This window comes from Paenibacillus sp. J31P190 (genome assembly GCF_059692075.1).
Genome location: NZ_JCAUAS010000008.1, coordinates 64024 through 88229 on the forward strand (window position 1 = coordinate 64024; position 24206 = coordinate 88229).

20 protein-coding genes and 1 riboswitch are annotated in these 24206 nt (G+C 40.3%); of the genes, 14 read left to right on the forward strand and 6 right to left on the reverse strand.

Translation table 11 applies throughout. The features are described from left to right. Window positions 1-753 carry an amino acid ABC transporter ATP-binding protein gene (locus AC58U0_RS16225; RefSeq protein WP_497380190.1) on the forward strand — a complete coding sequence of 251 codons (753 nt, stop codon included), beginning with the start codon at window positions 1-3 and terminating at the stop codon, window positions 751-753. A gap of 68 nt (window positions 754-821) precedes the next feature. Here the strand turns inward: AC58U0_RS16225 and AC58U0_RS16230 are convergent, their stop codons facing one another. After that, window positions 822-2321: a helix-turn-helix domain-containing protein gene (locus AC58U0_RS16230; RefSeq protein ID WP_497380007.1), complete on the reverse strand. Its 1500-nt coding sequence runs from the start codon at window positions 2319-2321 to the stop codon at window positions 822-824. Further along, on the reverse strand, window positions 2318-4060 hold the full coding sequence (locus AC58U0_RS16235) for a cache domain-containing sensor histidine kinase (RefSeq protein WP_497380008.1): 1743 nt from the start codon (window positions 4058-4060) through the stop codon (window positions 2318-2320). The genes AC58U0_RS16230 and AC58U0_RS16235 overlap by 4 nt, the downstream gene beginning before the upstream one ends. A gap of 184 nt (window positions 4061-4244) precedes the next feature. On the opposite strand from AC58U0_RS16235, the gene AC58U0_RS16240 reads away from it, so the two are divergent. From AC58U0_RS16240 to AC58U0_RS16270, 7 genes are all read left to right on the forward strand, one after another. Next, window positions 4245-5564 (forward strand): ABC transporter substrate-binding protein, encoded by a 1320-nt coding sequence (locus tag AC58U0_RS16240; protein WP_497380009.1) that lies wholly within the window; start codon window positions 4245-4247, stop codon window positions 5562-5564. Between the two features lie 165 nt (window positions 5565-5729). Continuing rightward, the gene (locus tag AC58U0_RS16245; protein WP_497380191.1) at window positions 5730-6608 is read left to right on the forward strand and encodes a carbohydrate ABC transporter permease; all 879 of its coding nucleotides are present in this window, start codon (window positions 5730-5732) and stop codon (window positions 6606-6608) included. Further along, window positions 6605-7417 carry a carbohydrate ABC transporter permease gene (locus AC58U0_RS16250; RefSeq protein WP_497380010.1) on the forward strand — a complete coding sequence of 271 codons (813 nt, stop codon included), beginning with the start codon at window positions 6605-6607 and terminating at the stop codon, window positions 7415-7417. The genes AC58U0_RS16245 and AC58U0_RS16250 overlap by 4 nt, the downstream gene beginning before the upstream one ends. A 157-nt stretch (window positions 7418-7574) precedes the next feature. Continuing rightward, window positions 7575-8648 (forward strand): Gfo/Idh/MocA family protein, encoded by a 1074-nt coding sequence (locus AC58U0_RS16255; RefSeq protein ID WP_497380012.1) that lies wholly within the window; start codon window positions 7575-7577, stop codon window positions 8646-8648. Between the two features lie 124 nt (window positions 8649-8772). Beyond that, on the forward strand, window positions 8773-8973 hold the full coding sequence (locus AC58U0_RS16260; RefSeq protein WP_497380013.1) for a hypothetical protein: 201 nt from the start codon (window positions 8773-8775) through the stop codon (window positions 8971-8973). Between the two features lie 17 nt (window positions 8974-8990). Then, a complete protein-coding gene (locus AC58U0_RS16265; protein ID WP_497380014.1) occupies window positions 8991-11645 on the forward strand; it encodes a PAS domain S-box protein in 2655 nt (884 codons plus the stop codon). Beyond that, window positions 11626-12828, forward strand: coding sequence for a metallophosphoesterase family protein (locus AC58U0_RS16270; protein WP_497380015.1), 1203 nt, complete (start codon window positions 11626-11628; stop codon window positions 12826-12828). Before AC58U0_RS16265 ends, AC58U0_RS16270 begins: the two co-directional genes overlap by 20 nt. A gap of 280 nt (window positions 12829-13108) precedes the next feature. Here the strand turns inward: AC58U0_RS16270 and AC58U0_RS16275 are convergent, their stop codons facing one another. Continuing rightward, window positions 13109-13570 (reverse strand): Lrp/AsnC family transcriptional regulator, encoded by a 462-nt coding sequence (locus AC58U0_RS16275; protein ID WP_497380016.1) that lies wholly within the window; start codon window positions 13568-13570, stop codon window positions 13109-13111. A 383-nt stretch (window positions 13571-13953) separates the two neighbouring features. On the opposite strand from AC58U0_RS16275, the gene AC58U0_RS16280 reads away from it, so the two are divergent. The 3 genes from AC58U0_RS16280 (at window position 13954) to AC58U0_RS16290 (ending at window position 18190) form a co-directional block, all read left to right on the forward strand. Continuing rightward, a complete protein-coding gene (locus AC58U0_RS16280; protein WP_497380017.1) occupies window positions 13954-15405 on the forward strand; it encodes a LamG-like jellyroll fold domain-containing protein in 1452 nt (483 codons plus the stop codon). 148 nt (window positions 15406-15553) lie between these two features. Continuing rightward, complete coding sequence (locus AC58U0_RS16285; RefSeq protein WP_497380019.1) at window positions 15554-16459, forward strand: AraC family transcriptional regulator; 906 nt, start codon at window positions 15554-15556, stop codon at window positions 16457-16459. Window positions 16460-16546: 87 nt separating this feature from the next. Next, window positions 16547-18190 (forward strand): alpha-amylase family glycosyl hydrolase, encoded by a 1644-nt coding sequence (locus AC58U0_RS16290; protein WP_497380020.1) that lies wholly within the window; start codon window positions 16547-16549, stop codon window positions 18188-18190. Window positions 18191-18251: 61 nt separating this feature from the next. Here the strand turns inward: AC58U0_RS16290 and AC58U0_RS16295 are convergent, their stop codons facing one another. Further along, window positions 18252-19256, reverse strand: coding sequence for a DUF3231 family protein (locus AC58U0_RS16295; protein ID WP_497380022.1), 1005 nt, complete (start codon window positions 19254-19256; stop codon window positions 18252-18254). Between the two features lie 48 nt (window positions 19257-19304). Continuing rightward, entirely contained in the window at window positions 19305-20636 is a 1332-nt protein-coding gene (locus tag AC58U0_RS16300; protein ID WP_497380023.1) for an MFS transporter, read from the reverse strand. 206 nt (window positions 20637-20842) lie between these two features. Here AC58U0_RS16300 and AC58U0_RS16305 point away from each other — a divergent pair, with 206 nt between their 5' ends. The 3 genes from AC58U0_RS16305 (at window position 20843) to AC58U0_RS16315 (ending at window position 23266) form a co-directional block, all read left to right on the forward strand. Beyond that, a complete protein-coding gene (locus AC58U0_RS16305) occupies window positions 20843-21418 on the forward strand; it encodes a CBO0543 family protein (protein WP_497380025.1) in 576 nt (191 codons plus the stop codon). 49 nt (window positions 21419-21467) lie between these two features. Then, a complete protein-coding gene (locus AC58U0_RS16310; protein ID WP_497380027.1) occupies window positions 21468-21866 on the forward strand; it encodes a hypothetical protein in 399 nt (132 codons plus the stop codon). A gap of 133 nt (window positions 21867-21999) precedes the next feature. Next, a riboswitch (FMN riboswitch) is annotated at window positions 22000-22146 on the forward strand. A gap of 196 nt (window positions 22147-22342) precedes the next feature. Continuing rightward, a complete protein-coding gene (locus tag AC58U0_RS16315) occupies window positions 22343-23266 on the forward strand; it encodes a DMT family transporter (RefSeq protein ID WP_497380192.1) in 924 nt (307 codons plus the stop codon). 75 nt (window positions 23267-23341) lie between these two features. Here the strand turns inward: AC58U0_RS16315 and AC58U0_RS16320 are convergent, their stop codons facing one another. Further along, entirely contained in the window at window positions 23342-23977 is a 636-nt protein-coding gene (locus AC58U0_RS16320; RefSeq protein WP_497380029.1) for an FMN-dependent NADH-azoreductase, read from the reverse strand. Window positions 23978-24206 lie beyond the last annotated feature (229 nt).

The window sequence follows — 24206 nt, forward strand, 5'->3', positions numbered from 1 at the left end:
ATGATTACAATCAGCAATCTATTCAAAACCTTCAGTTCTCAGCAGGTGTTAAAGGGTATCAATATTACCTTAGAGAGAGGCAAAGTGATGGTTGTCATCGGTCCCTCCGGCTCCGGGAAATCTACCTTGCTTCGTTCCATTAACGCTCTAGAAATTCCTGATAAAGGCACGATTGAGGTAGGGAACGCTCATCTTACTTTTACTGAAATAGTTAAGCCAAAACAGAGTGAGATCCTCGCTTTAAGGAAAAAGACAGGGATGGTTTTTCAGTCCTATCATTTATTTCCTCATTTAACGGTATTACAGAATGTTACGGCAGCTCAGGTCATTGTGAAGAAAAGAAGCAGGCAAGAGGCTAAAAGTAAAGCAGTCGAACTGCTTAGGAAGGTCGGTTTAGCGGACAAGGCTAGCTCATATCCCCATCAGCTGTCCGGAGGACAACAGCAGCGGGTTGGTATAGCCCGAGCATTGGCTGTAGATCCTGAAGTACTCTTATTTGATGAGCCAACTTCTGCCTTAGACCCTGAGCTTGTGGGGGAAGTGCTTAAAGTCATGAAGGACTTGGCCGTGGAAGGTATGACTATGATAATTGTTACGCACGAAATGCAATTCGCTAAGGAAGTAGCGGATACTGTTGTCTTTATGAACGATGGCAGTATTGTTGAGCAGGGTGCTCCCGATTCTTTGTTTAATCATCCTAAACACGATAGAACAAGATTGTTTTTATCTAGACTTAGCGGGGCAAACAACTAATATAGCTGTTTGCCATAAGGCTAGTATGAACAATACTATGGCTGCTGAATCTTTTCGGCAGTCTATTTTTATTTATCAAGATACTGCTCTCTAAATTGAGAGGGGGAAGAGCCATGAAATTCCGAAAAGGTTTTGATGAAATGACTACTGCTGTAATAACCAAGTTGTTTAGCTATTTCTTGAATTTTCATGTGCGTTCTTTCTAACAATATCTCCTTGGCTTTATGCATACGAATCTGGGTAATGTACCTCGAAAACGTGACACCGCATCGTTTGCTAAAGAGTGTGCTCAAATAATTAGGTGTAATATTGAATTGTGTCGCTAGTTGATGGATGCCGATATCATCCATATAATGCTGCTCAATATGGCGAATGACTTGATTAATCAAATCCTGATTGGCCAAGTCTTTATTAGCTGAAGTAGGTAACAACTTCTCGCCGAGTTCCCTGAGTTTGTCTATCCATAATTTCGAATGACTGTTAGGGTCAAACGCTCTTTTGATGGTCGTATTAAAGAATTCACAAATGGCGTGAATGGTTTTGATCTGATGCAGGGGAAGAGAAGCTAATTGTCGCTCCAGGGTGTCTATTTCTTTCTTATAGAATAAGTATTCATTGCTTTGATAAAAGCGTACTACCTTTTCGGCAGTTCGGCTAATTTCAACGATAGGCTGATCGTTGTTTTGATAGAAATCCAAATCTTTCCTTAACCATACACCACTATGGGGGAAGACGGCACGTAGCGGAGCTGAGTTTTGAAGACTTGAAATTTGATGAATACATGTTTCCAAGTTATCGCTAATATCACTTTGCAAAGCAGTTAGTGAAAAGTAATCGGTTTTGTATGCTATCATCTTGGATTTAATAAAATGGATTAACTCTGAACGTATACTCATCATCATTGAACGATGCGAAGGACTCCAGGCTGTGATAATTGCATAATCACCATTACGTAAAGTAATTTTGGCATACCTGATATCTTTATGATTCATCGTTTTTTTCATATGGGTATGGATCTCTTTCAACCACGTTTGTATCAGTTGGAGTTTTAAGGATTCAGATAAGGAACTGTCCATACAAATAAGGGTGCCGGAAAACTGATGAGATTGGATCTCTGATAAATCCTGTAAAGTTCTGTTGCCCCATACATAAGAAGAAATTAGAAACTCGAATTCATCATTATCTTTTACCAAATCATGATTGTAATCCTCTGAAATCTCCTCTACACACTCTGACAATGATTGTGGGTCAACTGGCTTTAACAGGTAGTTTTTAACGCCTAGTCGAATGGCTTCTTGCGCGTATTTGAAGTCGGATGAACCTGACAAAATGACCCATCTAGTTTGAGGGGACAGTTCTTTAGCTACTCTAATTGCCTCTAGACCATCTATCTTTGGCATACGGATGTCTACGAAAGCGAGCTGAGGCTGATGCAATTGAGACATTTCAATCAATTCATCACCATTGCTTGCTTCTCCAACAATATCGAGATGCATGTCTAGTTCCAGCAGCATATTTTTAATTGTCGTTCTAACCCAAGTCTCATCATCGGCAATGATAATTCTCATAAATGTGCTCCTTTTAGTGGAATAGTAATATGGACGGTTGTCCCCACTCCAGGTCTACTCTGAATCATGAAACTAGCATTCGGATAAAGCATTTCTAATCTTGCTTTTACGTTAGTGATTCCAATATGCTGCTTGGTTGATTGAATATCACTCATCTCGAATCCGACCCCAGTATCACGCACTTTGATTTGGATGAATTCCTTTTCTTCATGAACATAAATAAGCGCTTTAGCTTCAACAAGACCTGTGTTTTCGCTAGGTTCAATGCCATGAATGATCGCATTCTCCACAATCGGTTGAATTAAAAGCTTAGGAATTTGAAATGAACCTACAAATTTCTCGTAACTGATATCAATTTGCAGTTTCTCGTTGAACCGAAGTTTTTGAAGCAAGGCATATCCCTGCAAGATTTGAAACTCTTGTTCAATTGTAGTGGTTTGATTATTCGCAAGAATATAACGGAGCATACCGCTCAAGGCAAATATGGCATCTTCAAGCTTTCGCTTTTCACCTATTTGATTCAAACCAATAAATCCTGTTAATACATTGTAAAGAAAATGAGGTTGAATTTGTGATTGAAGTGCTTGATATTCGGCTTCTTTTAAGGAAAGGGCCGTCTTATATTCGCGGTTAATCATATCATTCAATTGAAAAATCATCTTGTTTAAGGATTGTCCAAGCTGTGAAATCTCATCCTTTCCGATAGAGGTAAAACGTGCTTGTAAGTTTCCTGTCCGGACTTCTTTCATAACGCCATTCATTTGTTTAAATGGCGTCACGATCCATCTGGTTAAATACATAAAAAGAATGAAGGTGACCGCGATACCTCCGGCGGAGACAATGATGGCAACAGTAGAAATCCATTGTATTTTCCTATTCATTTCTGACTCAGAAAGAAGAACGATGATATTCCAATTCGCAGATTTTAAGTTTTTGGAAAGGGTTACATATTTTTGGTCACCGACGGCAATCTTGCTGCTTTTGTTAGTGAGTTGAGTCACCAAAGTGTCGGGCACTTCTTTATTGGAATAAAGCAGTTGATTGTCCTCATCCATAATCACAATCATGGAGTTCATACTAAATGAAATATCTTCCGTTATTTTGCTCAGTGCCCCATAATCTGCATCTGCTATGATAACAGCTATAGGTTCTTTGGAATCGGGATCTTTGATCATACGAGCAACTGAGAATACCCGAGTGTTCATCGTTCCAGATAAGTAGTCTTGTTTATGGGATCCTACAAAAGCTGCATTACCATTAGCTAGAAGCGCCTTCTGGAACCAATTTTGTTCTTGATAAGGAAAGTCCTGCACCAGATTAGTCGCATCAAACCTACTACTCAAATGTCCTTGTCCATCATTAGTTACAATAACCGTGTTTAAGATCTCTTTTCTTGTGCCGATCAAATAACTGGGCAAGGCCCCATTGAGGGCACGAGAGGTTTTTAGTTTGGTATAATCGTCCAAGCTCGAATTGGACTGATATGCGGTAATTTTGAGCGCTTGTATAAGTTCATCGTTATAGTAAGGTAACAAGGTCAGACGATCCAAGTCATCCAAATACGTTTCTAAGTTTCTTGATAAGGAGTTCATGGCGCCTGAGGTTACATGCTGCGTTTCTTCACTAATCAAGCTTTTGAAATAATAAGGTAAAATAATGGCTAGAGTAAGAAAAGGCAAAATAATAGTTGCCGTAAAAATAATCATTAGTTTATTGCGAAGCGATAAGCTGATTGTCATGAAAGCGCCTCCTATGAACAAGGATAGAACAAGCATATAGTGAGGGTGGGGGCGTGTCAATCCATGTTGAAGTGTGTAGAAAATCACAATCAGAGTGTAGATATCCATCATTGAAAACGTTAATACTCATGTTAGGATATGAATGTAAGCAGTTACAGAACATATTTTGAGGGGGAAGACAAAGATGAAAAGTGTAAAATGGCAAGCCACATTGTGCGTATTAATCGCATCAGCGGGAATATTGTCCGCTTGTGGCTCAAACAGACCGGTATCCGATATCAAACCGGCTGCTACAACGGAAATAAAGCAAGAGGATAAGAAGGATACAGTTAAGCCAGTCACAATTAGTGTTGCAACAAACGCGATCGGTGAACAAGCCAAAGTCTTACAAACCATCGCTGATAATTTTACCAAAGAGAATCCAACGATCAAAGTTGAATTCAGCGCTCCAGGTAAAGATTACGAAAACATAATGAAAGTAAAAATGGCAAGTAATGATCTCCCGGATGTTTTCTCTACACATGGTTGGGCCAAAATCAGATATGGTCAGTATTTGGCTGATTTGAAAGATCAAGCTTGGGTGGGAGCTCTGGATGATGCTATTAAACCTGCTGTAACTGACGACAAAGGCAAAGTATACGTTTTGCCAATGGATCAAGATAAATCAGGAATTGCTTACAATGTGGATGTATTAGAAAAATACAACATTACAGTTCCAAAAACGTATGATCAAATGATGCAAGCGGCAGAAACAATTAAAACCAAAAGCGGTGGCACAGTAGCACCTTTCCATATGGGTGGGTCAGATAACTGGCCAGTGGGACAGTATTTTGACTATTTTGCAACTCCTCTTTATGCAAGTGCCGCTACAAACAATTCTGCCCAGCTGCTGGATGGTACTTTTGATTGGAATAACTGGGATAAATTCGCCAATATGTTTGCTGATCTATACAAAAAAGGTTACTTAAACAAAGATGTCTTAACGGCTAAGTACAATGATGATGCGAAAGCATTAGCAGAAGGAAAAACGGCCTTTCTTTTCTACGGAGCTTATGTGATTGAAGAAGCAAAGAAAGTGAATCCACAGTTGAAAGCTGGTTTCATGCCAATTCCATCTATCGTTGAAGGTGACAGCCCTACCTTTGTCGGCGGGGAAAAAACAACATGGGGAGTCTCTAAAGATTCCAAAAACATAGAAGCAGCCAAAAAGTTTGTCGCTTACTACGCAAAACCTGAGAATGCTCAATTGGTGGCTGTCTCCAATGCGTTGCCTTCAGGAATCAAAGGTGCCAAAGTGGATGCTGGCGATTTAAGTAAATACTATGAGCAGTATAAAGATGTGCGTGTACTTCCGTATTTTGACCGTGTATTTTTACCGAACGGTATGTGGGATGTTATGTGTAAAAATGGTCAAGATATCATTGCTGGCGGAATTACAGCTAAGCAATTCTCTGAAAATATGAAAAAAGAATATACTCGTTTAAGAGCAACAGTTACAAAGTAAGGATATATAGCTGGAAATAGCATAGCCCCTAATTGTGCATGTAAGTTTAGGGGCTATTCTTGTTCCGCCTCGCAGTGGTTTAGGAAGGAGAGAGAAAAGTTGGATACTGTAGATATAAATGCGATACAGAATAAAAATCGCGCAGAAAAACATCAATCTAGTTGGATGAAGAAGCTGCTTTTGTCTCCAAATGCGTTAAATATCATGTACGTACCTGCCTTGCTTTTGTTTGGTTTATTTATTTTTTATCCAATGGTCAAAGGAATTAGAATCTCTTTTACGGACTGGGACGGCTACTCACCAACGTTTAACGGGATAGGTTGGGATAAGTATACACAGATGTTTACGGATAAAAAAATATTCATAACGATGAAGAATACGCTTATATATGGGCTTGGAAGCACGCTGTTTCAAAACCTGTTAGGGCTTGCATACGCCTTGTTTCTGGATCAGAAAATACGTGGAAAAGGGCTGGTCAGAACCATTGTTTATCTGCCAGTTATTATTAGTCCGTTGATTATGGGATACATTTGGTATTTCTTTTTTCAATATGATGGCGGAGCGATTAACGATATTAGGATCCTGTTTCATCAAGCTCCCACCGATTGGCTCGCTAATGGACCTGTGGCTGTAGGGATTATTACCTTTGTTAATACCTATCAGTTTATGGGAGTAGCGATGATTATTTACTTGGCAGGTTTGCAATCGATACCCAAAGATTATTATGAAGCTGCTTCAATCGATGGCGCCAGATGGTTTGCACGATTCCAAAATGTAACGTTACCGCTATTAATGCCATCGATTACGATTAATGTTGTCGTCAATATCATTGGGGGTTTGAAGCTGTTTGACGTTATTGTGGCTCTGACCAACGGGGGGCCTGGCTATGCGTCTCAATCTTTATCTACAATGATGTACAACTTGTACTTTACACGACAAGACGCCGGGTATGCGGCTGCTCTGGGAAATGTGATGTTTATACTTATTGGTATTGTCAGCTTGACCTTATTGAGAATGCTGCGTAAAAAGGAAGTGAGCATGTGAGTAAGAACATTTTGAAGTATGTAATCATAGGGCTTATCTCGATTGTTCATATTGTTCCTTTTTATATTTTAATAAACTTATCATTTAAGGGGGCAAGCGATGTCAGTTCCAAGTGGCTTCCCGCTACATCATTAAGTCTTAGTAACTTTGTTGATGTTTGGAAACAAGCTCACTTAGGTAAAGCGATTCTGAACAATATCATCATCACTGCTGTCGTTCTTGTGCTAGTTATTCTAATTGGTTCGATTGCTTCCTATCCGCTGGCTAGACATAGAACCAAATGGAACAATTTTATTTACACCGTATGCATATCATGCTTAATTATCCCTGCACTTACGATTCTGGTACCTCTATATAAATTGATTGTGGATATTGGAGGTATTAATACGTACTGGGCGATCTCGTTAGCGCAAGTAACTTTTGCTCTTCCAATGACCATTTTTCTCTATACTGGCTTTATAAGTACAATACCAAAGGAATTGGATGAAGCAGGCGTCATTGACGGTTGCAATCAGTACGCTATTTTCTTTCGTCTTATTTTGCCATTATTAAAACCCATCACTGCGACTATTGTTATATTAATTGGTGTCCAAGTTTGGAATGATTATCAATTCTCCTTATTTTTTCTGCAAAAAAGGGAGTTTCAAACGGTTCCCGTTGTTCTATCCATGTTTATTTCACAGTTCCAAAGTAATATAAATTGGGTAGCAGCCGGATGTTTGATAGGGATGTTGCCAATTACAGTCGTTTATCTGTTTCTTCAAAAGTTTTTTGTAAAAGGTATGGCGGATGGAGCCATTAAAGGATAGACGTCAGCACGCACTAACCGTACCAGGTTAGAACGTGCTTTTTTTTTTGCAGAAAGGCGTGTAAATAACAAGACAGCATAACTAATTACATACCTCTACCTCTAATTGTGTCATACAATAGTAGTGAAATGTTTCATTTAAATGAGGAGGAATCAGAGTGGCTATCACATTCGGTATAGTCGGAGGCGGTTGGCGTGCAGAGTTTTTTATGCGTATTGTGCGAGCTCTTCCGGATCGTTTCATAGTTAGCGGTGTTGTTGTACGCAATGAAGAGAAGGGGCGTGCGTTCGAGGAACAATGGGGAGTGCGGACGTTCCGCTCAACCGAGGATTTATTGAAGCAAACAACACCTTCGTTTGTTGTCCTTTCGGTTCCTGTTTCACAGACTCCGGAATTGGTTAAACAACTCGTATGTGAAGGAATTCCCGTTCTGTCCGAAACACCGCCTGCGTCTGATCTGGAGCAATTGAATCAGCTCTATCAAGACGTTGGACCGGACGCCAAGGTACAGGTGGCGGAGCAATATGCCTTCCAGCCGCTGCATGCAGCACGAATTGCTGTCGTACAGTCCGGCTTGCTGGGCACTGTTAGCCAAGCGCAAGTCTCTGTTGCCCATGGCTACCATGGGATCAGCATCATGCGCAGTCTCCTGGGCATACGATTTGAAGATGCAATAATTCGAGGTTTCGGATTCTCTTCTCCGATTATTAGCGGACCTAACCGAGAGGGAGATCCAACTAGTGAAAAGAGTTCGAGCTCTAATCAAGTGATCGCACACCTTGAGTTCGGGGACAAGTTAGGTGTGTTTGATTTTACCGGTGATCAGTATTTCTCATGGATTCGTTCAGAGCGAGTACTTGTACGAGGGAATAAGGGGGAAATTAATAATACGAGGATTGCCTATTTGCAGGATTTTCGCACTCCCATACAACTGGAGCTAAGACGGCTGAATGCCGGGGAGAATGGCAACCTTGAAGGGTATTATCACAAGGGCATTTTGGCAGGCGATAAATGGGTTTATCGAAATCCCTTCCAGCCAGGCCGTCTGTCGGACGACGAAATAGCGATTGCTACTTGTCTGCAAAAGATGAGTCAATACGTGCAGGGAGGACCCAGCTTTTATAGCCTTGCGGAAGCGGCTCAAGATCACTACCTGGGTATGATGATCACTCAAGCGGTTAATTCGGGTGAAACCGTCCAAACGACCCAGCAATCGTGGGCTACGTTTTAACGGAGCGCTTCAGACTAGATTTGGCCGAACCAAACAGGACTTCCCTTTGTCTTTTAGACAATGGGGAAGGTCCTTTTCATAGGACCTGATTTTGATCCTTATTTATGCCATAATGGAGATCAACATGCCAAAACAACGTAAACTGACAGAACCTTCAGACTTTGAGAGGATGAGGGTATTTCGACAGCCCATCTCGATCTTTTTACACGGTGAACAAATAGGTGAAAATGTTATCATTCAATCACATAATGACGAATTAGTTGTAAGCACAACTGGCGAACAATTCGTGAAGGCAAATTGTGAATTTCTAAGTAAGGCACATTGACGACTGGAGGATTTCAAATGCCTAAGGTAGATTTCGACCACGACTCTGTTTATCAACAAGTGTATACCTTTGCTCCAAATGCTATAGCGTTGGTGTCCATGGATGGAACGATTAGGAGGGTCAATTCCTCCTTCTATCCAACCCTCGGTTATACGGAGCAAGAAGCATTTGGACTTACGCTTAAGGAAATAACCCATCCTGATGATTTGAATAAAATTAATGCACTAATCGATGAAGTATTGAATGGAAATTCACTATTCTATGAGTTAGAAAAGCGTTGTATTCAGAAAAACGGGAACCTTATTTGGGCGTCTGTAAGATTATCTTTGGTTCGTGACGAAAAACAAGGAACACCACTATACTTTATTGTTCATATCATCGATATTTCAGATAAAATAGCCACGGAACAAAAACTTTTAAAGATTAAAGAATTGTATGAACTTATCTCAAAAAATGCTCAAGATATTATTACTTTAGTGAATCCAGATGGCAAAATCGAGTATTTATCTCCCTCCGTGCGTGATTTATTGGGTTATGAGCCAGAAGAATTGATCGGAAAAAATAGTTCTGAAATAAATCATCCGGAAGACTTAGAAAAAATAAGATCTGAACCTTTCTCGGATAATGAGGTAGTTACCTATCGTTCACGCCACAAGAATGGTTCGTATATTTGGTGTGAGACTGCGATTAAACTCATTAGAGATGATCAAGGAAATCTACATAAGGTATTAGGGATAGGGCGGGATATTACAGAGCGAAAGAAATACCAGGATAATCTTGCGGAGGCCCAGCATATTGCCATGCTTGGCAGTTGGGAATTGGATATTCTCGATGATAAGATCACTTTCTCTGAAGAATTTTACCAAATTTATAACTTGCTAAAAAATAATTTGCCATCTGATCCTACGGATCTTGCATTTATGATTCATCCAGAAGATCAACAACGATTTAATGAATTCATTGATCAAGCCATGCAAGGTACAGCGATTAGCTCGGAATTTCGCAATCTGCAGCTTGATGGAACTATTAAGTATATGCAAATTCGCGTTTCAGTAACATTCGACGAAAATGGAAAGCCTATCAAAATGAATGGAACTACACAGGACATTACGGAACGCAAAAAAGTAGAGATGAAGCTGCAAGAGTCCGTAGAGCGCTATACGTCTCTGAAAAAATACAACCACGATGCTATTATTTCCCTGGATGTTAAAGGAAGGATCATTAACACCAATGAAATGGCAGAACGACTGACTGGATACAGGGTTATGGAGATGAGAGGAGAGCGTATTTCCAAACTTATTGGAGAACGAAATCTCCGTAGATTACTCTCCTATTCCATTGAAGACGTTACAACGGAACGAAATATTAATAAAATCAGACATAAAGATGGACACCATGTTGAAGTATTATCAACGATTGCGCCTATCATCATTAATAAGGAAAACGTCGGGTTCTATATTATTGCGAAAGATATGACCGAACAGAAACAATTGCTTATTGCTAAGGAAGCAGCTGAAAATACAAATAAAGCAAAAAGTGAATTTTTAGCCATGATGAGCCATGAAATCCGAACCCCTATGAATGGGGTGATTGGCATGACTGACTTGTTATTATCTACAACGGATTTGGATGACGAGCAAAAAGAATATGTAGAAATCATTAATAAAAGCGGGAACACGCTTATTAAGATTATTAATGATATTTTGGACTTCTCCAAAATTGAAGCAGGCAAGACTGAATTACAAGCTCAGCCATTTGATATCAGAGACTGTATCGACGATACGCTCGCTGTACTGATGCCAAAAGCACATGAAAAAAAGCTGGATATTCATGTTTCCATGATTCCGGAGTTGCCTAATAAATTAATTGGTGATTACGATCGCGTGAAACAAGTATTAATGAATCTCATTAGCAATGCGATCAAGTTCACATATAGCGGCGGGGTGTCCATTACGGTTGAAAATAATGGACGTGAAAATCAAAAGATTCAGCTTAAATTTACAATAAAAGACACGGGGATTGGTATCCCCAAAGAAAAACTCAATCATTTGTTTGATCCCTTCTATCAATTGGATAGTTTCATGACGCGACAATCGGAAGGCACAGGATTAGGCTTGGCTATTAGCAAAAAAATTGTTGGGTTGATGGGCGGAGATATTTGGTTCGAGCAAACGGATGAACCTGGGGCAATTTTTGTATTTACAGTCTGGTTTAAAGAAGAGGTAGTGCATCCAATAGACTCTTCTATAGAGGAAATCGCATTTGTTCAAAAACCTTTGAAAGTTTTGATAGCCGAAGATAATCAAATTAATCAGATCGTATTACAAAAAATGATTGAAAAGATGGGGCATTTCACTAGTATTGTCGAAAATGGCAATCAGGTTATTCGAGCGCTTGCTTACGAAACATACGATATCATCTTTATGGACATCCAGATGCCTATCCTGAATGGTCTGGAAACTACCCAACAGATCAAAAAAACAATGCCACCAGAGAAAGTCCCTTACATAATTGCTGTGACAGCTAACGCTTTAAAAGGCGATCATGAAAAATGTCTCGAAGCAGGAATGGATGATTACATCAGCAAACCTATCAAAAGCGAGGTCATCTTCGATAGGATTGAAAAGTTTCAAAAACAAAGGCGGGAAATAAATGGCGGATTATATAAATGAGGATCAAGACCAAAAGCCGAATGTCAAATTCATCGTCATTACAGATACTCATGTAGAAGATGATATAGAAGGCGTACATTCGCTGAATTTCATTCAAGCCTTACAGGATATCAGGGCAACTTCGCCCGATAGTCAAGGAATTATGCATGTTGGTGATATGACCAACAATGGCAAGCAAACAGAATTTGAAACGATGACTCAAATTTTGAAGGATCATAGAGAGGGTCTGCCACCCATCTATTTTACTTACGGGAACCATGATGTCCGTTGGGCAGACTTTGATAGACAAATGTCTTATTTTACAAATAGTACGGGTATGGATAAAAAGTATTATGATTTTTGGATGAACGACTATCATTTTATTTTCTTAGGGACAGAGAAAGGGTTAAAAGACTCTTCGTATTTATCAGTGACACAGCTTGGGTGGTTAGATCTAAAGCTATCGGAGCACGAAGAGGCTCACAAACCGTCCTTTCTTTTCGTTCATCAGCCTTTGAAACATACAGTTTCAGGGTCACAAAACAAGTTCGGGTGGCATGGTATTCGACAGGATAGGGAACTTAAGACAATACTAGCTAAGCACCCGCAAACGATAGTATTCACTGGCCATACCCATTGGGAACTGGGTTCGGCCGATACGATGTACAACGCCAAGTATGCAACGATGTTTAACGCAGCCTCCACAGCCTACTTATGGACGGATGAGAATGTGGAGAAGGCAGGCTCCCAGGGATATTTCGTAGAGGTTTATGATCATAAAGTGGTCGTAAAAGGAAGAGACTTTATTGCTAAAATGTGGATCGAAGATGCCACTTTCACAGTATCACTTCCTTCGTTAATTCCGAAGGTAGACCCTGAAGTCGATCCTGATCTGACACTTGGTAGCCCGACAATGCAAATAGACAGGGCCGTTTATCGGATCCGCGATTTGATTGAAGTTACTTACACGGGGTCATTGGGAGAAGATGCGTTCGGTATTTTCCCAAGAGGTGCTTTACCGAGTGAGATTCAACCGATTACTCCCATAGCGCATATTAAAACCAATTCGGCAAGTCAGCCGGATGGGATGATCATATTCACTGATTTGAATCTTCCAGCGGGATCTTACGATATCATTTATTTGGGGGAAACATTGAATACTGAGCTAGCTCGAATATCTTTTGAGGTTATTTCTGAGGATTAGAGCGTCCCGAAAGTAAATAGGGGTACAAAAAATGAGGTGCAATGTTATTATTGCCTCCTCATTTTTTTTGTTTTTGTCGATTGCAAAAGAAAGTCACCAGACCTCTAGTAAGCGGAACGTCGATCCGTTATTTCAGGAAATCTGCTTATGAAATTGAATAAGGGGAACGTAAGGGCTTTATTTGATCCAAAAGAACGATCTGGAGGCATAAAAACGCAAAATAGCGCCTTGTCGTTCCTCTTCCTCATGATTTTGGATGTTTTTCGTCTAAATAACGCATCTACGTTCCCTCCGCAAACAAGTTTGCTTCTTCAAGCGATGGGATAAGTAATTTAGGTTCGATTGGTGATGACATCACGATGAGAATCGTATTCGTCCCATATTTATCACATTGGTTGCCGAACTCTTCAAGAGAACGTGTGGAGTCGGTCATTACTTTCAATAAGTAGTTGTGTTCTCCGCTTATGCGGTTGCATTCGACGACATCGGGTGATGAGCGGCAAAAATCTAGGAATGCATGACAATTCCTAGTACGAAATAGGATGTAGGCGGCAGCTTGTTTCCCGATCTTCTCCGGGGAAATCATGGTGCGATACTCGTGGATGATCCCTTTTTCCTCCATACGTTTTACTCTCTCCGTTACTGCGGGTTGCGATAACCCGACACACTTGCCTAGTTCCGTCATTGATATTCTCGCTTGGTTTTGAAGATGGTAAAGGATTTGTTTATCAACATGGTCCATTGAAACCGACTCCTTTAAATTTAAGGTTTTGTTTAAAAATTAACTCGTTTTTATTTGTTAAAGGACAGACATAACTTGAATGCCTTATGTAAAGCAAGTCGCTTAATTATTATAATAGACTAACAATAGTAAAGGGACTATATGGAGCGGTTTATTATGCTGGCACTTGTATGTATTGGATTTAAAATCTTTTGCTTTAACCGAAAGGATTACAGGTAAATCGGGTTTCAAACGGGGCTTAACTGAACAGCAAGGAATAAGAGAATACGGGCATCGAATAAGAGAAATATGCTATAATTCAGTGAGATTTATTTCCAGATACATAAGATGTGATTATCGATTTAAATAAAAGCTGTATTGGATCGGGGAGGAACTGGATCAAGATGAAACGAACATTTATGAAATGGGCACTTGCTAGACTTGCTAGACTAATGTTCGCAACAGTGGTGTTAGTTTCCAGTGGCTACGCGTTATTGGGGAAAGAGAATCATGCTATTGCCAGCGTACAAACACCGTCTATACTAATCTCACCTATACGAACGGTTATAATGGACACTGCACCTGAAGTTATTATGCGAGCTCCAATAGGCTCAACGATCGAGATTTTTGAAGGCATAACGAAGCTTGCTTATAAAGACGGGAATGGAAATTCGAATGTAATACTTGAATTGCCTCCACTTCGTAATGGGGTGCACATGCTTACAGCAAAAGTCGTATCGAACAGTGAAACGAATACTTTTTCTTTGCCTCCTATCATTGTTGATGATAACGAAGCCTTCAATATTGAAGACATCGTACCGATTGCTTCAGACGTGGCTGACCACGAGTGGGATATGAATGGAGATGGTGTGTTTGGCCTCAAAGGGGAGATTGAATATTTACTTTCTCGAATTGAACCAAACACGATATCATACCCAATCGATGACTTCACCGTTGTACCAACTGCTACATCAGCGACATACGCGACCTTTACTTTTAGCAAGCCATTTGGGGCGACAAGTGTGAAGTTGTTAAAGAAGACTGCTGAGGAATCAACATTTATGGACGCAGGGACTCCCAGCGTCAGCGAAGCAACCTATACCGTAACCGGACTTACACCGAACACATCTTATGAATTTAAATTGATGGTATCAGGAGGACCCAAGGCAGGGGAATCGAACAGAGTCTCTGTTATGACCCCACCTGTTCCATTGGTCGCCGAACCGTATCGAGCTTTGGATTTCAACGGTGCCGGGGATTATGTAGAAATCGCGAATGACATGTTCTATAATTCGTTGTCATTCACGATCGAAGCATGGGTTAAACCAAAGGATTTCGAATGGAAGACAGGAATTGTGTCCAAATATCAGGCGCACGGTCAAGATTCCTTCACACTTCGTTTGAGTGACGGTCCGCCGACTTATCCTGACTACAATAAAATAAACTTCCAGATAGGGGATGGAATGGAGGTTAATTCAGTTACCAACCTTGAATTAAATAAATGGTATCATTTAGCAGCTTTATACGACGGTACGACTCAAACTATGAAACTATACATTAATGGAGTACTCGATTCCATGAGATCGGGCGTCACTTACAAGACAAATTCGTCCCCGATTACGATTGGCGCCGATTTTTTGGAGGATCCTCGATATTTCAATGGTCAGATCGGAGAGGTCAGATTCTGGACGACGGTAAGAACAGAAGTTGAAATCCAAGAGGATATGAACAACCATGCTGAATCCGAAAACCATACGGGCCTTGCAGGCTATTGGACTTTCAACGTTGGGGCCCAGGATCAGTCCGGCAACAGCCGAAACGGTACGATTCATGGCAGTCCCGTAACGATTAAGTAGTGACTTGTGGAGAATAAAGACGTACCATTCAAGCAGGCGCTTAGGGCGACCTGCTTTATTCTTTGAAGTAAAGGGCAGGTTGATAGGTAAAGTTTGTCTTTATGGAATTCCGTTAAACACATAGCCCTTTCTGTTCTGGAGGAACGAAATGAACTTATTTAAAGAGCCGATTCATTATGATGATCCTCTTCTTCGTATTCAAGTGCTTAGCTTCAACAGCATGAAAATATGTCAAGATGGATGGCATTATCATCCTCAAATAGAGATTATAGCTGTTCGGTCTGGAAGAATGGAAATTCATACACCTGCGGAAGTATACCACTTGCAAGCGGGGGATGTGATGATATTGGGTTCTTGCCAACCCCATCTGGACCTGAGAAAACAAAACGAGGTCGTTGATTATGTAGCGCTTCAATTTGAGCTGGAAGCCTTCTTTGATTCCAACATGCTTCCATACTTATATCTGTTTCAGGAATCAATGCTACCATTAGTCGAACTAAACACATTGTTTAAAGAGAATTCTGAACTGCGTCAGCAATTCTACCGTACGGTCATTGAATTGCAACTGGAACATCAGCAGAGACAGAGGGGCTATGAGCTCGCAATGAACTATTTGGTGAAAAAATGTATTTTTTTATTGTTACGTCATGACAACATAGGATTGTTAGGACCAAGCCGATCGATAAACGACTCCAACCTAAAGCCAGTGTTCGATTACGTGGAAGCCCATTTATCTAATAAAATAACCGCCCAGCAAGCATGCGATCTCGTCAATTTCAGCTATACCTATTTCCTCAAATATTTCAAACAGATCATGGGCATTTCCTTCACAGACTATGTGATTCACCGCAGAATCAAATATGCTGAACGTCTGCTTTTGACTGAAGATCTTAGCATTGCTGAGATTGCCGAACTTGTCGGCTTACCGAACATATCCCACTTCTACAAACTATTTAAAAGACTCCATCAATGTTCCCCTAAAAGCTTTAAAGACACTATGATAGCCCGAACTCATGAAACTACTGGCATGGGTACAATGATCACAACAGAATAGCATCATAATGGAGTGGAATTGGATATGGGCAGCCTAATTCTTTACTGCTACTATAGGAGAAGAGAATAATACGAAGGAGCTCATACAATGTCACCTGACTTTCCATCAAAAGGACCCCATGGCGTACGATTTGTTTATTACACAGATATGGAAGTGAATACTGTCGCCTTAGCGGGGACCTTTAATAACTGGAACGGCGATAGAAACTATATGAACAAAAGGGAAGATGCAAAAGGCTGGGAGATTGAGTTAGCGATCCCTAAGGGAAGACATCTTTATAAGTTTGTAGTGAATGGGGAAGCATGGATTTTGGACCCATTGAATCCGAGTGTGTCGGAAGATGGGCAAAATAATTCGGCCATAACTGTTACTGAACATGGGGAAGTACTGATCCGAACAAATGAAATTTCAAAAGAGCAACCGGGATATATGTATGAAAACTTTACGGCTATCCAAAGTCCTGACTGGATTAAAAAATCAGTGATTTATGAACTCCATCTCAGGGCGTTTACCGAAAATGGTTTTATTGGACTAACAGACAAAATCGACTATTTTAAAAAAATGGGAATCAATACACTATGGCTGATGCCTTTCAATGAAGTTGGTGATGAGGGAAGGTTAGGTAAATATGGCGACCCCTACGCAGTAAAAGATTTCTATTCCATTGATCCCAGCTACGGAACCAAAGAGGATCTACGCTCATTTATTCATAAAGCGCATGACAACGGGATCAAAGTTATTATGGATTGGGTGTTGAACCGCACAAGTGTGGATCACATTATGACAAAAAGTCATCCGGAATATTTTACTCGAAATGAACAAGATGAGATCTATTATGATGTGCCTAATCGAGCGTATTTTGCAGGTCTAGAATTTAGTAACCGCGAGATGAGGAAGTATGTCATTGAGGCTATGAAATATTGGATAGTTCAGTTTGATTTTGACGGTATTCGATTGGACGATTCGGACATAACTCCCTTTGATTTTCTCTCTGAAATTAAGCATGCGCTGCAAGAAGTAAAAGCTGATCTCATCCTAATCTCACAGTCATACGATGAGTATCATCATATTGAATCTTGTGACTTGACCTACGACGGCAGTCCCCGCATTCTGATAAGCGATATGGTTGACGGAACGGTCACGCAGAGCGATTTTATAGCGATTTATAACTCTTATAAATACAGCTTTCCTAGGAATGCGCTAAGAATGAGTTGGCTGGAGGAAAAAGAACGGTCGAGAGCATGTAACTTTTTTGGCGAAAAGCTTGCAAAGGCTGCAGCATCTATCCTACTGACGCTTGAAGGTGTTCCATGTATGATGATGGGGCAGGAATTTAATGAGAGTACGTTGGAAACATGGACATCCTTATTCGATGAATATAAGCTGAACTGGAATCAATTCGATATGGATATGTTCGAGCACTATCAATTTCTGATTCATCTTCGGACGAACAATCCGGCATTTTGGATGGGAGAATTAACGTTCATTCGCAACTCTGAAGAGAAGGTTTTATCTTACTTGAGGCAGTACGAGGATAGTAAGTATTTGATCATCGTTAACTTGTCAAAGGATGCTTTATTTGTTCAATTTGACAACGACGAGTTAGCAGGCGAATTTATCAATGATAGAGAAAATATGATCTATCGTACCGGAAGGGACGACCGCCGCGCTGAGAATGATTCATTCAGTTTATGGATTGATAGCTATGAAACAATGATATATAAAAAATGATAGTTTAACCGAAAAGCCCTCTTTGAACACTTCAAAAAGGGCTTTAACAATATGTTAGAAACTATTGGTTTTTAGCAAGTTCTTTTCTGTTTGGTGCAATTGGAGGTTGTTCTAACCATTTATTTTTTATCATGAGATCAAACCAATTTTTTGATACAGTCAAATCCTTGAGAATGATCCGCTCATAATCAAGAATGAGATCAGACCTCATGGAACCCGCTAGTCCTAATCCATGATAGGATTGAGAAGTCAGAAACAAAAAACCAGTGTGAAACATGATGAGTTTATCTGAAAACGGTGAGTCTGTAGATTCGGTTATTTCCGTTTCCCATGACATCGGAACAGGTAAGTTATCATCCTTTAGTTTTTTGCTTAGCAATTGAATGTGGTCATTTGACGTTTGAACGGCATCGGTTAGAAATTTCCTTATTTCTTTGGAACCGGCAATTTGACTAAATGCAATGCCAAGTGTTTTTGCCATAATACTTTTCTTTAAGTTAAGCGAAATATTACCTATTTCTATGGCTGAAAGAGGACGTTTATCTCCCCAAAAACCATCGAGATATTTTTTGCTATCAATAAACTCTGGGGTTGTACGCGGGAAAAAATAAGGATCTCTTTGGAAATGTCCCTTTTCGAGTAATAAATCAACAGTGCGTTGGTACATATTTTTTCCATCTGTCAAACAGGTATCAAAAAAATCTCTTAAATCTTTTCTAACTGATGTAGTAAGCGAATAGATGTGACCGTTTAAACCATGTATGGTCATGAGATACAAATAATCCAAACAGAAAATATCTGAAAATAACCTTCCAACATTGGGATTGCTATCTGCTTCTGTAAACCCTATAGGTAATGGAAATCCATCATTAAGCATAAAGGTAGAGACCTGCTGCATTTGATTCTCTGATATTTTTATTGCATCGTCAAAAACCTCTCTAATGGACGTATCCTCTATAATTGAAAGCATATATTTATTTACTTGATTTACCATAGATTCGTTTACATATTGCCCCCACAAAGCTCCGATTTCCGTCGATGTTAGTTTTAATTGAGTAGTGTTCATATCTGCATCACCTCTAAAAATTAGAATATCCAATTTGAAAAGGATTTATCATTTATCTCCGGTTGAAACTAGAGCAGGTGCAGTAAGCTTGTACCACACCAACATGACAAGAGAACACAGACCAACCAAAAATAAAAGGCCATAAACATGTTTAAAAGAATGAGGAAGTGACGTATTCTTTTGAATTTCGAGTAGTATGCCACAAATCGCAACAGAAATTGAACCTCCAAAAAATTGGATCAGCTGCATAAGTCCCATGCCAGAGCCTATTAACGATTTTGGAAGAATGCGTGAGGTCTCGTTGTTTAAAGATGCAATTGTTGCTGAAAAAGCAGGCGAGAAACAAACATATCCAAGAAGTAGAACGAGTGGCGAAGCGCCGAGAGTCGTATAAAAAGCAATCATCACTAATGATAAAATACAATGCCCTATAAACATAAAGCGTAGATTACCATATCGATCTATCCATCGTCCGACGAAGCGTGTCAAGAAGGCCGACAGAATGGCGCCTGGCGCAATGGTTAAGCCAATCAGCATAGCTGATTGATCGAACACCTTGGCTAACACCAACGGCATAAGAAATAAATTGCCAAGGTTCAATACTAAGATACAAAAACCGATCGTAACAAGCTTGCGATAAGCTGGATTGGTCAGCAGTACAGGGTTAATGAACGTTTCTTTCCCACGTTTCAAGTGCCAAGCATGAATAAGCAATGAAATACAACTGACAGCAAGCCATGCCCCAGAAACTTGCGTCACAGCTAACAGCAGCGAAGTCGCATTGACGATCGTTAAGAGACCGCCTAGAATATCGAACCGAAAGGTTGGCGTATTTTCTTTGGGAAGCAAACGCACAAGAATGGGAAGAATGACAAGAACAAGGCAAGTGATTGCGAACAATCCGTTCCAACCCAAGTATTCGCTAATCAAGCCGCCAACGATCGGACCGAGTCCGAAAGCCATTGCACTCCCTGCGGAAATCATGGCGATGGCTGACCCGCGCCTTTCAATTGGAATATATCGACTTGCTAATACTAATCCTAAGCCTGCCATTACCCCTGCGCCTGCGGACTGAAGAATTCGAGCCAGTAGCAAAGCATGGAATTCCCGGGCAAATAATCCGAAAACCGATGAAGATCCAAGCACCAAGAGCCCCACGGTCAGCAGCTTGCGAATCGGTACGACATCTGAGAGCCTGCTGTAAATCACTGTCGATAAGGCATACCCGATGGAGTAACTTGAAATCACCCACGATCCGAGATCTGCGGTGATCCCAAGATCTTGAATAATACTAGGGATAGATACATTGAACATCGTCGTATTCATGACAACAATGAACAAGCCAATTGTCCATACCGGCATTACAATTTTATCGTTCATCTAATACCATCCAGTCTAACTAGAGATCTATTTTATTTATCCCCCTATTATAAACATGTTAGTCAAACATAAAAAGAGCTGCCCGCGGCAGCTTTTTTTAGTTTCTTTGTTTGGCTGACTATTCCTTACATGCATAATAGAATGTTCTTTTATCCACACTAGAAGGTATGAAGCAAAAAGCAAAAATGCGAGGGGGAAAGATCTATATGGAAAAGATATTATTGCGGATTTTATTTGCCTCATCATTAGCAGCAGCCCCATTCATTTTGAAACGTAAAAACCTGCTCATGTATCTGACTGTATTCTTTTCGAAATGTGTTTTATCAAGTTCGATCGATTCCTACTTTATTAAAAAAGGGAAGATAGCGTACCCCGTTCGTCCTTTCGCCAAAGTATTTGACACGAATATTTTGTACGATTTGTTATTCTATCCGCTTTTAAGTGTTATCTGGGTAAGAACGACTTATCAAAGCAAGCCAGTTGAACTTCTCACGAGAAGTTTATATTTTAGTGGACCAATGACTTTACTTCAATGGTTTTTAGAGAGAAAAACAGATTTGTTTAGATGGAAATCCTGGTCTGTTCTTCATACATTTGTATCACTTAATTTTACTTTGTTTACAATAAGAGGGTTTGTGGGTTTATTAAAAAGGATTACGCCTGAAGTAAGAGGAGGAAATTTTGTAGAGGAACGATCCCATAGCAAGATGCCTTCACCTGAGTTCATAGTAAGTTCAGCAAATCACCGACTGCCAAATGACAACTATGCACAAATCCAATAAAATTGAGAAACTATTATGGGCCATCGCACTCCCTGGGTTTGGTCAGTTTTTGAACGGGAAATATGTTAAAGGAATCACGTTGATTATCTTGGAATTTATCGTGAACTACATGTCAGATCTCAATCAAATTATAATCGACAGTTTCAAAGGAAACATTCAAGAGGCCATCCAGCAAACCGATTATCATTGGTTAATGTTTTACCCTTGTCTCTACATGTTTGGTATCTGGGATGCTTATAAAGACGGGGGAGATACGGCAGAGTATGCGTATATTCCTTTTGTATTAGGCGCTTTCCTGGGGACGGTAGGAATCATCTATTCGGATGTGTTTCAACCATTCGGTAGTCTTTTAGGTCCAGTTTGGCTGCCTATGCTATTTTCATTTGTTGGTATTACAATAGGCGTTGTTCTATTTCTTTTTTTAAAACGACGTCATTCGACACTTTAAAGGGTATCCCTGTCAGATAGATAAGACAGCTGGAGATCCCTTTTTTATATAGTCAACCTGATCTACTGCCAAATCGTTGCGAAAAAGGATTGCCACTTAAACTGTAACATGTTATTATACACTTTATTAGAATATGAACCTTCGGGGCAGGGTGAAATTCCCTACCGGCGGTGATGGATACGTAAGTATCCAAAGCCCGCGACTCCCAGTCTGTATAGAGTGGGACTGACTTGGTGAAATTCCAAGGCCGACGGTATAGTCCGGATGAGAGAAGGTGAAGGACAACTTGTTAAAAATTCAATTTTTAATAGGTCTGTTTGTCAATGCCCCTGTTGATCTAAACAGGGGTATTGTCTCTTTCAGGAGGTTCAATTCAAAACATCATATAGGGATCTTTGAGCTAATCTCAAAGTCTCTCTTATTAGGAGGTTTTTGAATTGGAAAATGTATTTAAGCTTGGAAGTAAACGCGCAAGTTTGTATTCATCAAGTATCAAAGGCATCAGTGGGATCTGGTATGTGGCACTAGGAGCTACAATGTGGGGGTTGGACCCTCTATTTAGAATCTTATTGTTGAAAAGTTTTACCTCTGCACAAATTGTATTCATTGAGCATCTGCTGCTGGCATGCTATGCGCTTCCGGTGCTGATGAAGTACCGCAAGTCCTTAGCCGGCAAACTAACACTAGCCGTTATTGGCGCTCTTCTATTTATTTCTTGGGGTGGATCGGCCATAGCCACCATACTCTTCACTTCGGCCTTCGCTCACGGCAGTGCTAACTCCGTACTTCTGTTGCAGAAATTACAGCCCTTGTTCGCCATCGTATTGGCTCGTGTACTGCTTAAAGAGACACTGCCTTCCAAATTTTTTGCCTATATCATAATGGCGCTGTTAGGCACGTATCTGCTGACGTTTGGTTTTGCTTCACCGGAGATGGGCTTGAAAGACTTAGGCACGTTAAGCTGCTTATTTTCAATTCTGGCGGCTGTCTTATGGGGAGGATCGACCGTCATGGGTAAATTCCTGCTGCAGAAAAACTTGGATTTCCCTGTTGTCACATCGCTGCGCTTCCTGATGGCGATCCCGCTGCTAACGGTTGTTCTTTTGGTAAGTGGCGATGCTTGGCATGTAGGCGGTTCTAGCGGTGATCTAACACTTATTGCAGTGAACCTGTTGTTCCAAGCCTTTTTCCCAGGGTTGATCAGTATGCTCCTTTATTATAAAGGGCTATCATCGACAAAGGCATTCTTTGCAACGCTAGCCGAGCTTGCTTTTCCAGCTGTAGGTGTATGCATAAACTGGGTTGTATTTGGTCAAAAGCTGACTATAGGACAACTCGTAGGCTTCGTGTTTATATGGTTAACCCTGTGGTTAATGAGCCGCAGTAAAGGAAATGTCTAAGCCATATCAAAACAAGAATTTCTATTATTGAACGTAAAAAGAACCCGCTAGATTTAGCGGGTTCTTACTATTTTCTTAGAAACTAGCTGCAACTTCTTTTGCTTGTGCAATTGCTTTTTCTTTAATGGATTGAGCTTTATCCGGCGTTACAGCCATGCCTTCAACAAAAATGGCTTCGAAGGAAGGGATACCGTAGAATTGAGAGATTTTTTTCAGGTAGCTGAAGCCACTTTCAAATGCTGCAGCAGGACCTTCGGAATAAATGCCGCCACTCGCTTGAATATGAAGGCCTTTTTTGTTTGTCAACAAACCAACTGGACCACTTTCCGTATATTTGAAAGTTTTACCTGCAACGGAAATTGCATCAATGTAAGCTTTCAATACTGGAGGGAATGAGAAGTTCCACATTGGAGAAACAAAAACATATTTATCGGCAGCCACGAATTGGTCAACGATTGCGCCTAAACGTGCAACTTTTGCTTTTTCTGCATCAGACAGCTGGTCAAAAGCTGTTCCTGATTGAAGTTTCCCCCAACCGCTGAATACATCAGCATCAATTTGAGGAATATCTTGTTTGAAAAGATCCACATGAATAACCTCATCTGATGGATTCGCTTCACGGTATGCATCGATAAATTCTTTACCTACCGCTAGGCTGAATGATGTTTGGTGATCGTGCGGGTGTGCAGTGATATAAAGCACTGTTGCCATAATAAATTACTTCCCTTCTATACTTAAAATAATTACAGTTGTATTATAACTTATTTTCGGTAAATATCAAACAAAAAATTAGTTACTTATAATAAAAGGCGAAAATGGAGTGGTCCAACACCTATTTTAATAGAAATAGATGATTGTCTATCCGTTATTAGATCAATGTCCATACTTCCACTAGAGCAAAATCATAATATATACAATTGGTTTAATTGGAGGTGTCTAA

What these genes read in the sequence shown, in the direction of transcription:
- AC58U0_RS16290 (WP_497380020.1), top strand. Translation starts at nt 16,547, where the DNA reads ATGTCACCTGACTTTCCATCAAAAGGACCCCATGGCGTACGATTTGTT.
- AC58U0_RS16305 (WP_497380025.1), top strand. Translation starts at nt 20,843, where the DNA reads ATGGAAAAGATATTATTGCGGATTTTATTTGCCTCATCATTAGCAGCA.
- AC58U0_RS16295 (WP_497380022.1), bottom strand. Translation starts at nt 19,256, where the DNA reads ATGAACACTACTCAATTAAAACTAACATCGACGGAAATCGGAGCTTTG.
- AC58U0_RS16275 (WP_497380016.1), bottom strand. Translation starts at nt 13,570, where the DNA reads ATGGACCATGTTGATAAACAAATCCTTTACCATCTTCAAAACCAAGCG.
- AC58U0_RS16225 (WP_497380190.1), top strand. Translation starts at nt 1, where the DNA reads ATGATTACAATCAGCAATCTATTCAAAACCTTCAGTTCTCAGCAGGTG.
- AC58U0_RS16320 (WP_497380029.1), bottom strand. Translation starts at nt 23,977, where the DNA reads ATGGCAACAGTGCTTTATATCACTGCACACCCGCACGATCACCAAACA.
- AC58U0_RS16240 (WP_497380009.1), top strand. Translation starts at nt 4,245, where the DNA reads ATGAAAAGTGTAAAATGGCAAGCCACATTGTGCGTATTAATCGCATCA.
- AC58U0_RS16270 (WP_497380015.1), top strand. Translation starts at nt 11,626, where the DNA reads ATGGCGGATTATATAAATGAGGATCAAGACCAAAAGCCGAATGTCAAA.
- AC58U0_RS16245 (WP_497380191.1), top strand. Translation starts at nt 5,730, where the DNA reads ATGAAGAAGCTGCTTTTGTCTCCAAATGCGTTAAATATCATGTACGTA.
- AC58U0_RS16265 (WP_497380014.1), top strand. Translation starts at nt 8,991, where the DNA reads ATGCCTAAGGTAGATTTCGACCACGACTCTGTTTATCAACAAGTGTAT.
- AC58U0_RS16280 (WP_497380017.1), top strand. Translation starts at nt 13,954, where the DNA reads ATGAAACGAACATTTATGAAATGGGCACTTGCTAGACTTGCTAGACTA.
- AC58U0_RS16285 (WP_497380019.1), top strand. Translation starts at nt 15,554, where the DNA reads ATGAACTTATTTAAAGAGCCGATTCATTATGATGATCCTCTTCTTCGT.
- AC58U0_RS16235 (WP_497380008.1), bottom strand. Translation starts at nt 4,060, where the DNA reads ATGACAATCAGCTTATCGCTTCGCAATAAACTAATGATTATTTTTACG.
- AC58U0_RS16230 (WP_497380007.1), bottom strand. Translation starts at nt 2,321, where the DNA reads ATGAGAATTATCATTGCCGATGATGAGACTTGGGTTAGAACGACAATT.
- AC58U0_RS16260 (WP_497380013.1), top strand. Translation starts at nt 8,773, where the DNA reads ATGCCAAAACAACGTAAACTGACAGAACCTTCAGACTTTGAGAGGATG.
- AC58U0_RS16300 (WP_497380023.1), bottom strand. Translation starts at nt 20,636, where the DNA reads ATGAACGATAAAATTGTAATGCCGGTATGGACAATTGGCTTGTTCATT.